Annotated in this window: 10 protein-coding genes and 1 pseudogene; 5 read left to right on the top strand and 6 right to left on the bottom strand. The window is 72.7% G+C overall.

Annotated elements, in window-relative coordinates; genetic code table 11:
- From AB0C29_RS15835 to AB0C29_RS15845, 3 genes are all read left to right on the top strand, one after another.
- Positions 1–1,908: cation-transporting P-type ATPase (locus AB0C29_RS15835; RefSeq protein ID WP_360820726.1), on the top strand; the 1,908-nt coding region annotated here is incomplete at its 5' end.
- A 71-nt stretch (positions 1,909–1,979) separates the two neighbouring features.
- The gene (locus AB0C29_RS15840) at positions 1,980–2,849 is read left to right on the top strand and encodes a universal stress protein (protein WP_360820728.1); all 870 of its coding nucleotides are present in this window, start codon (positions 1,980–1,982) and stop codon (positions 2,847–2,849) included.
- Between the two features lie 198 nt (positions 2,850–3,047).
- Positions 3,048–3,674 (top strand): DUF1349 domain-containing protein, encoded by a 627-nt coding sequence (locus AB0C29_RS15845; protein WP_360820730.1) that lies wholly within the window; start codon positions 3,048–3,050, stop codon positions 3,672–3,674.
- Positions 3,675–3,696: 22 nt separating this feature from the next.
- Here the strand turns inward: AB0C29_RS15845 and AB0C29_RS15850 are convergent, their stop codons facing one another.
- Complete coding sequence (locus AB0C29_RS15850; protein WP_360820732.1) at positions 3,697–3,891, bottom strand: hypothetical protein; 195 nt, start codon at positions 3,889–3,891, stop codon at positions 3,697–3,699.
- Positions 3,892–4,148: 257 nt separating this feature from the next.
- Here AB0C29_RS15850 and AB0C29_RS15855 point away from each other — a divergent pair, with 257 nt between their 5' ends.
- Both AB0C29_RS15855 and AB0C29_RS15860 read left to right on the top strand, forming a co-directional pair.
- Positions 4,149–4,358, top strand: coding sequence for a hypothetical protein (locus AB0C29_RS15855; protein WP_360820734.1), 210 nt, complete (start codon positions 4,149–4,151; stop codon positions 4,356–4,358).
- Positions 4,359–4,437: 79 nt separating this feature from the next.
- Positions 4,438–5,085 (top strand): hypothetical protein, encoded by a 648-nt coding sequence (locus tag AB0C29_RS15860; RefSeq protein WP_360820736.1) that lies wholly within the window; start codon positions 4,438–4,440, stop codon positions 5,083–5,085.
- Here the strand turns inward: AB0C29_RS15860 and AB0C29_RS15865 are convergent.
- The 5 genes and pseudogenes from AB0C29_RS15865 to AB0C29_RS15885 form a co-directional block, all read right to left on the bottom strand.
- Positions 5,046–6,503 (bottom strand): hypothetical protein, encoded by a 1,458-nt coding sequence (locus tag AB0C29_RS15865; protein WP_360820738.1) that lies wholly within the window; start codon positions 6,501–6,503, stop codon positions 5,046–5,048. The two genes, AB0C29_RS15860 and AB0C29_RS15865, sit on opposite strands and share 40 nt — an antisense overlap.
- Complete coding sequence (locus AB0C29_RS15870; RefSeq protein WP_360820740.1) at positions 6,503–7,963, bottom strand: NAD(P)/FAD-dependent oxidoreductase; 1,461 nt, start codon at positions 7,961–7,963, stop codon at positions 6,503–6,505. Before AB0C29_RS15870 ends, AB0C29_RS15865 begins: the two co-directional genes overlap by 1 nt.
- Positions 7,964–9,754: an AMP-binding protein gene (locus tag AB0C29_RS15875; RefSeq protein WP_360820742.1), complete on the bottom strand. Its 1,791-nt coding sequence runs from the start codon at positions 9,752–9,754 to the stop codon at positions 7,964–7,966.
- Between the two features lie 42 nt (positions 9,755–9,796).
- Entirely contained in the window at positions 9,797–10,423 is a 627-nt protein-coding gene (locus AB0C29_RS15880; RefSeq protein WP_360820744.1) for a helix-turn-helix domain-containing protein, read from the bottom strand.
- 88 nt (positions 10,424–10,511) lie between these two features.
- A pseudogene (locus AB0C29_RS15885) lies at positions 10,512–11,417 on the bottom strand (GMC oxidoreductase); the annotation flags it as partial.
- Positions 11,418–11,515 lie beyond the last annotated feature (98 nt).

Consider the following 11,515-nt stretch of genomic DNA (forward strand, 5'->3'; position numbering starts at 1 on the left):
GGCCTGACCCCGCTGCAGCGGCGGATCGCCGGGCTGGGCCGGGTGCTGGGTGCCGCCGCCGTCGGGGTCTCCGGCGTCGTCTTCGCGCTCGGGGTGCTGGCCGGCGAGCCCGTCGCCCGGATGGCGATCACGGCCGTGAGCCTGGTCGTGGCGGCGGTGCCGGAGTCCCTGCCGGCCGTCGTCACCCTGGCGCTGGCCCTGGGCGCCCGGCGGATGGCGCATACCCGGGCCATCCCGCGCCGGCTGCAGGCCGTGGAGACCCTGGGGTCGGTGACGGTGATCGCCTCGGACAAGACCGGCACCCTGACCCAGAACCGGATGTCCGTGCAGCAGGCCGTCACCGCGGACGGCGCCCGCTACACCGTCTCGGGCTCCGGCTACTCCCCCGACGGCGACGTCCGGCGCGACGGCAGCCCGCTGCCGGCCCCCGAGGACCTGCGGCTGCTCGCCCGGGCGGGACTGCTCTGCAACGACGCCGAGCTGATCCCGCCGGCCTACGACCGGCCTGAGTGGACAGCGGCCGGTGATCCGATGGAGGCTGCCCTGGTCACGCTGGCCGCTCGGTGCGGCTTCGACCCCAGACCGGTACGGACGAGCCTGCCGCGGATCGCCGAGCATCCGTTCGATCAGGCCACCAGGCGGATGACGACCGTCCACCGGTTGCGCGACGGCGACTTCCTGGTGGTGTCCAAGGGGGCGCCGGAGAGCCTGCTCGACGCCGGCTCCCACCCGATGCTGCTCGACGCGGCGGCGGAGCTCGCGGCGGACGGCCTGCGGGTGCTCGCGGTCAGCGCGGCCACGGTGACGACCCGGCCCGATCCCGCGGACCCACCGCCGCTTCGCGTACTCGGGCTCGTGGGGATCGGTGACCCGCTGCGGGACACTGCACGCGACACCGCCGCGGCGTTCGAGGCTGCCGGCGTACGCCTGATCCTCATCACCGGCGACCACCCGGCGACCGCCGCCGCGATCGGCACCCAGCTCGGGATCCTCGCCCCCGGCGACCCGGTCGCCCGCGGCGACGCGGGTCCACTGACCGCGGCCGACATCGACCGGGCCCGGGTGTACGCCCGCATCCAGCCGGAGCAGAAGCTCGAGATCATCGCCGAGTTGCAGCGCCGCGGTGACGTGGTCGCGATGACCGGCGACGGGGTCAACGACGCTCCCGCGCTGCGGCGGGCCGACATCGGCGTGGCCATGGGCGGCGGCACCGAGGTGGCCCGGCAGGCGGCCGAACTCGTGCTGGTCGACGACAACCTGGGCACCGTCGCGACCGCGATCGGCGAAGGCCGGCGGATCTACGACAACATCCGCCGGTTCCTGCGCTACGCCCTGTCCGGTGGCATCGCCGAGCTGCTGGTGATGCTGGCCGGCCCGTTCCTCGGCATGCCGCTGCCGCTGCTGCCCGGCCAGCTGCTCTGGGTCAACCTGCTGACGCACGGCATCCCGGGAGTGGCGATGGGAGCCGAACCCGCCGAGGCCGGTGTGCTGCGCCGCCGCCCGCGGTCACCGCAGGAGTCCGTCCTCGGCGACGGGCTGCTGCGCAGCGTCCTGATCGGCGGCGTGTGCGTCGCGGCCGTCGTCCTGGCCGCCGGCGTGACGGCCCACCAGCTCGACCGGCCGTGGCAGTCCGTCATGTTCGTCGTGCTCGGGCTGGCTCAGCTGGGCGTCGCGCTGGCCGTACGGGCCACCCCGGAGCCCGGCACCGGGCGCAACTGGTCGCTGCCGGCAGCCGTGGCGCTCTCGGCGGTGTTGCAGATCGCCGGCGTGCTGCTCACCCCGTTGCAGACCCTGCTGGGCACCGAGTCCCTGACCCTCGCGGAGCTGCTCGCCTGTGTGGCGGTGGCGGTGGTGCCGGGCGCCGGGTTGCGCCTCAGCCGCCGGGTCCAGCGGCCCGCGCACTCGTGACATCCGGCTCTGACCAGCGGATACCTCCCGGGCTGACGATGAACTCAGAAGCTCAGCAGAGGAGTAGTGCCATGACCGTCAAGAGAATCATCGTCGGATACGACCGGTCGGCCGATGCCCGGGCCGCCGCCCGCTGGGCGCTCGACGAGGCCGCCCGGACCGGGGCCCTGGTCGAGTTCTTCTACGCCTACGAATGGCCGGAATGGGCGCCGGCGGCGTCGACCATCCCGGCTCCCGCGGTCTGGCCGGACGGCGAGACCGACCGGGCCATCAAGGGCCGGCTGCACGAGGCCGTCACCGCGGCGCAGCAGACCCACCCCGGCGTCCGCACCGAGATCTCCATCGTGCGGGCCGGCACCGCGTTGACGCTCATCGAGCGCTCCGCCGACGCAAGCCTGATCGTCGTGGGCAGCCGCGGGCACAGTGCGGTGGCCGGTCTCCTCGGCTCGGTCAGCGTCGCCGTCAGCGCGCACGCCCACTGCCCGGTGATCGTGGTCCGCGGCGACGCCGCACCGACCCGTCCGGTGGTGGTCGGCGTCGACGACTCACCGTCGGCCCACCTCGCCCTCGACTTCGCGGTCGAGCAGGCGGTGGCGCGCGGCGTGCCGTTGCGGGTGATCCGCACCTGGCCGCCGGTCACCGGGATCTGGCAGGAGAGTCCCATGGTCACCCGGACCGTCACGGACGAGGAGCGCCGCCCGCTGGACGAACTCGTCGCCGGCTGGCGCGACAAGTACCCCCAGCTGGCCATCAGCGCCGAGGCGGTCGTGGACCATCCGGCCAACGCGCTGGCGCTGGCCACTACCACCGCTCAGCTGCTGGTGGTGGGCACCCGGGGTCGAGGCGCCGTGCGGGGCATGGTGCTCGGCTCGGTCAGTCAGCACCTGCTGCACCACTCGGCCTGCACCGTGGCCGTCGTCCGGAAACTCCCCGGAGCCTGACCACGCCGCCGCCCGGGCCGGATCCGCACTCGCGGGTCCGGCCCGGGCGTGTTGCGCTCTTGTTCGGCCCGGGCATGTTGCACGCGGGCGGGACCAGCAGCGGTCTCCCGGTCCCGTGCCGGGCCCCACCGGCGACCGGAGATCACCGCTAGGCTCCGGGCCACCGCGCTCGGCCGCGATCCCGACAGGAGCAACTTGATGAACCAGGTCCCGGATGCTTCCCCGCTTCCGTTCCCCGTGACCGCCTCGCATCCGGACGTGTGGCGGTACGACGACGCGACCGCGACGGTGACCGCCGCCGCACCGGCCCACACCGACCTGTACATCAATCCCGGCGGCGCCGATGCCGGGGACGCCGAGACCATGCTGACCGCCGCCACTCTGCTCGGGCTGCCACCCGGCGGCGACTTCCAGTTCAGTGCGCGGATCAGCGTCGACTTCCGGGCCCAGTACGACGCCGGGGTCCTGCTGCTGTGGGCCGACGAGCAGCACTGGGGGAAGTTCTGCTTCGAGTTCTCCCCGTCCTCGGCGCCCATGGTCGTCTCCGTCGTGACCCGGGGCGTCTCCGACGACGCCAACGCCTTCACCGTCGAGGGCCACGTCATCTGGCTGCGCGTCTCCCGCATCGACCGGGCCTATGCCTACCACGCCTCGCTCGACGGCACGACCTGGCAGCTGATCCGCGTGTTCCACCTCGGCGACGACCTCACCGGCCACCGGATCGGCTTCGAGGCCCAGTCACCCACCGGCGACGGGTGCACCGTGACCTTCGATCAGGTCAGTTTCACCTCCGACCGGCTGACGGAGCTGCGCGACGGCTCATGACCGCGTCACTGGACGGGTCCGATCAGGACAGCATCCGCATGGGTGGGCGGGCCACCTGCTCGAGGTCGGCCGCGCCGACGGTCAGCGCCTTGTAGGCGAGCACGGCCAGCGCCCGGGCGGTGGCCGGGTCGTCGCCGTCCTGGCCGGACGACGGCCTGCGCTCGTCGGCTTGCTCGGTGATGGTGATCTCGACCGTCCAGGTACGCGCGTGCGCCATGACGGCACCTCCCTCGGGCGATGCGGCGACCATGAATGCCCGGCCCTTCGGCAAGCCCGGCAGGACGCCACCCTCACCCCATCTCAGCGCCGGGAGGGGCGGCTCAGGCAGTGCCATTGGTCCCGAGTCGCGCCGCTCAGCTTCCCATCGACCGTGGGTCGCCGCGCCGTCCCCGGCCAGGACAGGTCTTCCGCCCCTGCCGCAGGGCCGGGCCCGGCGGGACCATGGGCGGAGAACCTCTGGAAGGGACCGAGGCCATGATGTACGGAAACGGCATGGGTGCCGGCTGGACCCTGATGATATTCGCCGTCGTTCTGCCCGCGCTGCTGCTCACCGCGGGACTGATCGCCGCCCAACTGTGGCGCCACCCGGCCGAGCGGCTCCTCGCCGCCCGCTTCGCCCGGGGCGAGATCCAGACCGAGGAGTACGAACAGCGCCTGCACACCTTGCGCGCCGGCTCTCGCTGACGACGCCCGCACGGTCAGGCCGGGTACGCGGACGGCTCGATCAGAGGAAGGCGGAGGGTGATGGTGAGAGGAGGCGGCGATGACCAGCGGAGTGTCGGTGTACTGGCTGCCCCTCGGCGCCGGCGGGCACGTCGTGCGCTGGAACGGCCGGCTCTACGAGGCGTTCGCGGCCCGGCGCGATCATCGGCCGGCTGCCGATCTCTACCACTGCGCCCTCGAGGTCGTCGTGGGCACTGATCGCTACGTCATCGAGATGGCACCGGTCTGGGCGACCGGCGCCACCGGCCGCGGCGTCGTTCTGCGAGGTCCGGTCGGGTTGCGCCGGCTGGGCCGGTTCAGCGCCTTCCGGTATGAGGTCCGGCGGTGGCGTGACGGCGTCATTTCCGACGCCGCCGAGGCCGTCGACAGCCCGTACCCGATAAGCGACGATCTCGCCCGCGCGCGGCACCTTCTCGATCTCGTACCGCAGGCGCCGCCGGTCACCTGGGGGCGGGACGAGCTCGGCACCGGTGACATGTGGAACTCCAACTCGCTGGTCGCCTGGCTGCTGGCCCGCAGCGGGCACGACATGACGAAGATCCGGCCACCGGCCGGGGGCCGGCTCCCCGGCTGGCGGGCCGGTCTGGTCCTGGCCGCCCGGCAGACCTCGACCGCACCGCGAAAATCCACCACAGCGTGCCGAGGATGTCAGCTGACCACGAAGCTTGTGACCGACGACCGCCCGTAGGAGCGGATCACGATCTCGTACGCCCACACCCGGTTGCCCCACTTCGGGAAGTGCCAGCCCTGCGGCGGCCGGGTGATGCCCTGGACGGCCCCGGACAGCCGGCCTGTCGTGGTGATGCCGAGCCGGCGGCCGTCCGGGTGGGCGAAGGTCAGCTTCGTGCCGTTCGGCGGCGCCGACACGAGCGTCCACGCCGGGTCGAGGTGGAAGTACTGCCGCCACAGGTTCTTGGCCGGGAACGAGTCGCTGACCTTCATCGTCCGGGTGTCGCGGTTGACGTTGACGCCGCGGGTGTGGCTGATTCCGAACATGGTGTCCTGCACCGTCCAGTTGTGCGCCGGACCCTGGATCACGCTTGCCGTCACCTTGCCGCCGGCGCTGGTCACGGTGCCGCCGTCGGGCAGCGCCACGTTGTGACTGTTGGCCGACAGTTGATAGGCGCGGTAGTTGTCGGCGGCGTCGTAGCTGAACCGGCCCGGGCCGACCAGCACCCGTACGCCCGCCGCGGTGAACGTCACGCCGCCGGCCCGGTCGTGCTGGCCGTGTGCCCGCCGGGCCGGGCCGTACCGCAGGCTGTAGTAGACGGTCTGCGGATCCGTCCACGACCAGCGGCCGACAGCCCAGCCGGTCTGGTCGTCCCGCAGCACCCGGGGCGTGCTCAGGGTCGTCGCGGCGCCGCGGATCTCGTCGGAGTCGCCCACCTGCACGATCACGCCGTCGGGCTCGGTCAGCCACTGGTACGCGGTGCGGGCCTTCCCGACCAGCATGTCGACGGTGGCCGCCGCGGCCTCCGATCCGGGCGTGTCCGCGAGCACCGGCACCGCGTTGGCCCACAGGGTGGTGTTGACCCCCTGATACATCGACGACTGCTCGTAGGAGAGGCCACGGGCGGAGAAGGACTGCGGTGCCTCGCTGGTCATCCGCCTGACGGCGGTGGTCTTCCACGACGGTACGGCCAGCAGATCACTGCCCCGGGCGAGTTGCAGGTTCGCCATCAGGCCGTGGTTGTGCACCGAGAAGTTGGGCGGGCCGTAGTACCTCGGACCGAGCAGGACCCGGGCGTCCGCGGTCATGCCGGGCCGCAGCAGCTCCGAGGCGCTCAGGGCGTACAGGCAGTTCTCCGTCTCCAGGCGCCGCAGCGCCGTGCCCTCGTCCCAGCCGTAGTTGTTGTTGCCGGGGTCCGGGTTCTGGCGGTGGAAGGCGACCGCCTGGGCGACCAGCGCGGCCAGCGACTGCGCCTGGCCGTCGATCGCCGGAGCGCCGGTTTGCGCCTCGGCACGGCCACCTGGCGGATGGAGGCTGGCGGGCCCCTGGGTTACCTCGCCGGGCGGCGTCCGCTGCTGACCCTGACGCTCACCGACTTCCGGCTCCGCTTCGGCGCCGCGGCTCCGGCCCCGGCCGCCACCTGGCCCTGACCACATCAGGACTGCCCGGCCCGGCTGGCCGCGCGGAAGTCACCCAGACGCAGGCGGGCCGTGCGGCGGCGGTACTCCCCCGCCATCCCGGGCCAGTTGGTGACGATCCGGCCGCTCGGCGTGCGGTACCAGCTGCTGCACGCGGTCCAGACGCTGCCGGCCAGGCGGGACTGCAGCTCGGCGTCGTAGGCGGCGGCCACCTCCGGGCGTACGTCCAGGGGCTGCGCACCGGCGGCGAGGGCCCGTACGGCCTGCACGATGTAGCGGGCCTGGGACTCGTGGAAGTAGACCACCGAGGTGTTGCCGGTGTTCGTGTTCGGCCCGTAGACCAGGAACATGTTGGGGAAGCCGGGCACGGCCATCCCCAGGTACGCGTGCGCGCCGTCCCGCCACACCTCGTCGAGCCCGGCGCCGCCACGGCCGGTGACCCGCATCGGCGTCAGGAACTCGGTGGCCGCGAAGCCGGTGCCGTACACCAGCACGTCACAGGGGTGCTCGACCCCGTCGGTGGTACGGATCCCGGTCGGGGTCACCGACTCGATGGGCGTGGTCACCAGGTCGACGTCCGGGCGGGCCAGGGTGGGCAGCCAGGCGCTGGTGAAGAGCACCCGCTTGCAGCCCATCGGCTCGTCCGGCGTGACCTGCGCGCGCAACCGCGGGTCCCGGACCTGCCACCAGCGCTGGGTGCGTGAGGCTGTCCGCAGAAACGCGCCGGCGACCCGGTTGCCGAGCACGGCCGCGCCGGTGAACACGGTCATCGCCCAGGTGCCGGCGCGCGGCGGTCGCATCAGCGCGGGCACCCGGCGGTACAGGGCCCGGCGCAGCGCGCTGTAGCGGCGGTCCGGCTTGGGCAGCGTCCACGGTGCACTGCGCTGGAAGACGATGACCCGGGCGGCCGTACCGGCGATCGCGGGAACGAGCTGGATGGCGCTGGCGCCGGTCCCGACGACCGCGACCCGCCGGCCGTCGATCCGCAGCGCGGGATCCCAGCGGGCGGTGTGCAACGCCGGGCCGCGGAACTGCCCGGCACCGGGCAGCAACGGAATGACGGGCCGGGACAACTGCCCGACCGCGGGTACGAGCACATCGGCGACAACCTCGGTGCCGTCCGCGATCGCCAGCCGCCAGCAGGAGCGCTGCTCGTCCCATTCGGCCCCGGTGACCTCGGCGCCCAGCCGCAGGTGCGGGGTCAGGCCCAGCTCGGTGACGCACCGGTGCAGGTAGGCCAGGATCTCCGAGTGCGGCGGGAAACGCCGCGACCAGTCCGGATTCGGGGCGAAGGAGAACGAATAGAGCGGGGCGGGAACATCACAGGCGCATCCCGGGTACGCGTTGTCCCGCCACACCCCGCCCAGCCGGTCGGCCTTCTCCAGCAGCACGAAGTCGTGGAAACCGGCTTTGCGCAACGCCGCGGCGGCAGCCACCCCACCGAAGCCGGCGCCGATGATCGCGATCCGGGGTGGCACTCACTTCTCCGCGTACAGGGCGTCGATGCGGTCGGCGTAGGCGCTCAGGACCTGGCGTCGCCGTACCTTCATGGTCGGGGTGACCAGGGCGCCACCCGGCGGCCAGGCCTCGGCCAGGATCTCGAAGGCCCGGACCTGCTCGGCCCGCGACAACGTCGCGTTGGCCGCCCGCATCCCGGCCGCGACCGCGGCCGCCGCGTCGTCGCCCGCCTCCGGATCCAGCACCAGCAGAGCCACCAGGTACGGCCGGGCGTCGCCCACGACCACAGCCTGCGCGACCTGCGGGCAGTGCGCCTTGATGGCCAGCTCGACCAGCGCCGGGGCGACGTTCTCACCGCCGGAGGTGATCAGCAGCTCCTTCTTACGGTCGATGATGATCAGATAGCCGTCGCCGTCCATCACGGCGATGTCGCCGGTGGACAGCCACCCGTCGGCGTCGAGCACGACGCCGGTGTCCTCCGGCCGGTCCCGGTAGCCGCGCATCATCATCGGGCCACGGACCAGCAGCTCACCGTCGGCGGCCAGGCGGACCTCGACGCCGGGCAGCGGCAGCCCCACCGTGCCGGGCCGGATGGCGTCCGGCGGGTTCATCGTGGCCATGCCGGAGAGCTCGGACATGCCCCAGGCCTCGCTGAGCGGTACGCCGAGCGCGTTGACGAACTCCACCACCCAGCGCGGGGCGGGCGCCGCGGCGGTGATGGCCAGCCGAACCTGGTCGAGACCGAGCCGGGCCCGCACGGCGCTCAGCGCCCGCTCGTCGACCATCCGGTACGCCGCGGCGAGTTCGGCCGGCACCTCGCCGGAGCGTTCGGCCTGGTGGTAGCGGTGGCCGATGTCGACCGCCTGAGCCAGCTCGGGCATGCTCCTGACCCCGGCGACCAGCCGTTGCCAGACCTGCGGCACGCCGCCGAACAGGGTCGGCCGCACGTCCCGCAGGGCGGCGAGGATCTCGCGCGGGTCGGCGAGCGTGGTGACCTCGGTGCCGGTCCAGGTGTGCAGGTAATGGTTGGCCCAGCGGTCGGCTATGTGCGCGGACGGGAGGAAGGAGACGAGCCGGTCGCCGGCGCGCATGCCGAGCAGGGATGCGCTGGCGGTGGCCATGGCGACCATGCCGGCGTGGGTGATCTCCACACCCTTGGGGGCGCCGGTGGTGCCGGAGGTGTAGACGAGGGTCAGCAGGTCATCGGGGCGGACCGCCTGCCAGGAGGTCTCGAGGTCGAAATCGGGCCGGCCGCCGGCGATGAGGTCGTCCAGAGTGAAGTCCGCGGCCTCCCCGTCGAGCACGATGACGTGGGGTGGTTTCTGCGGCTCCTGCTGCCCGGCCCGCTCCTGCTGCCCGGGGTGCCGGTCGTGCTCCCGCTCTTCGGCGGCGTACCGCGCCGGGATGGGGGCTGTGCTGCTGGTCAGCAGGCCGGCGAGGCGGCGCTCGGTGATCACGATCCGGGCGCCGGAGACGGTCAGCAGGTGGTTGATCTGCTCCGGCGAGGAGCTGTGATAGCAGGAGAACGGGACCGCGCCGAGGTGCTGGGCGGCGGTGTCGACGAGGTGGAACTCGGGGCGGTTGGTGAGCAGCAGGGCGACGGTGTCACCGCGGCGGACACCCAGGGCCGCGAGCCCGGCGGCGATGGCGCGCACCTGGGCGGCGTACTGGGACCAGGTGTAGGAGGTGGTCCCGCCGACCGTCCGCAGGGCGACGGCGTCGGGCATGCGCCGCACGGTGGCCTGGAAAGCGGCACACATGGTGGTGGGAACGGGCGTGGAGGTGGCGGTGCCACCCGGGGTGGCCGTCATGGTGCCGAACGTTAGCAACCTGTTGACAGGTTGCCAATAGGCTCAGCGGTCGGGCGTGACAACGGTCGGAATGACCTGCTCCACGATGGCCAGCAACGTCGTCGCGAGCAGTAGATGCACCTGGGCGCGGGTCAAGGCGTCCCGGTTGAGCCACTCCTTGGCGGTGGCGGTGGCCATGCCGACATAGGCCCGGATCATGCCGCGCAGTTCTTCCCGATGCTCGGCAACCTCGGCCAGACCGACCGCGATCAGCACATACTCGGCGGCGGTGTCCTCGGCCTCGGCCAGCACCCGCTCCACATCGACATCCCGCCCGGTGCCGGCCGCGGTCGCGGCGGCGAGCCACGAGGTGCTGTGCCGGGAGACGACGTCGAGGAACCACGACACGCTGGCGTCGACCCGGGTGCGCAGATCGCCGGCGGGCAGGCCCTGCACCGCAACCTCGGGGATGGTCAGCATGACCCGGATGACCTCGAGATAAAGGTCCTTCTTGGTGCCGAAGTAGTGGTTGATCAAACCTCGCGCAACCCCGGCCGCGCGGGCGATGTCGGTGGTGGAAACCTCGGCGTAGGGACGCTCACCGAAAAGCCGGACCGCACAGGCGAGAATCTGCCCGCGGCGGACGTCCGGCTCCAGGCGTCTTCGGGTCTGCGCTGCGTCGACACTCACTGGCCGACCTTATCCGCCGGGTGCACACGTTGCCGCAGGCACGGCAGCCGACCACGCCACTCCGCCGCCGCTCACCCCGCAACCGCACTCAGCCCAAACGCAACGCCGCCGGAGCCGAAGCCGGCACAGCCGGATGTCGCGGCGCGACCGGAGCCACCCGCGCGTAAGGCGCCCCCACCGCCGGCCGCGGATCCGCCTCCCCCACATTGGGCCACAACGCCACCGCCCGTTCCGCCAGCGCAGTGATGGTCAGCGAGGGATTGACCCCCAGATTCGCCGCGACCACCGACCCGTCGATCACGTGCAGGCCCGGGTGTCCGTACAGGCGTTGGTAGGGATCGACCACCCCCGTCGCCGGGCCGGCGCCGATTGCGCAGCCACCGATGAAGTGGCCGGTCACCGGCCGGCCGATCAGCTCGGTCACCGCACCCAGCGGCACCCCGTCGATCTTCTCGGCGACGCGGCGGGCGACGTCGTGCGCGGCCGGCACCCAGGCCGGGTTCGGCGAGCCGACGCCGGGCCGGGTGGTCAGCCGCCGCCGGCCGAGCACCGACCGGGCGGTGTGCACAGTGACCGAATTGTCCAGTGGCTGCATCGCGAGCAGCACGATCGTCTGCTGCGACCAGCGCCGGGGTACCGCCAGCAGTCGCAGGTCGCGCCAGCCGCGGGCGAGCTGGCGCAGGCCCGCCACCCAGCGCCGGCCGCCGCCGGTGTCGTCCACGAGTACGGTCGCGAGCAGGGCGAGCAGGTTGCTGCCGCGGCCGTAGCGGACCGGTTCGACGTGGGTGACCGGGTCCGGGTGGATGGACGAGGTGATGGCGACGCCGCGGCTCACGTCGAGGTCACGGCGGCGGGTGCGGGCGCCCAGGATGGACTCGGAGTTGGTGCGGCTCAGTTCGCCGAGCCGCGGTGAGATCGCGGGCAGCAGGCCACGGTCGCGCATCCGGTGCAGCAGGCGCTGGGTGCCGAGCGCGCCGGCGGCGAAGACCACCTGCGATCTGTCTCGCCCAATATCTGATGCGCGCCGGCATCGATGTGCACGTCTACGAGCGCGACCCCGGCTCCTTCGTCCGACAGCAGGGCTACCGCATC

The sequence above is a fragment of the Actinoplanes sp. NPDC048791 genome, from assembly GCF_040650095.1.
Lineage (GTDB): Bacteria > Actinomycetota > Actinomycetes > Mycobacteriales > Micromonosporaceae > Actinoplanes.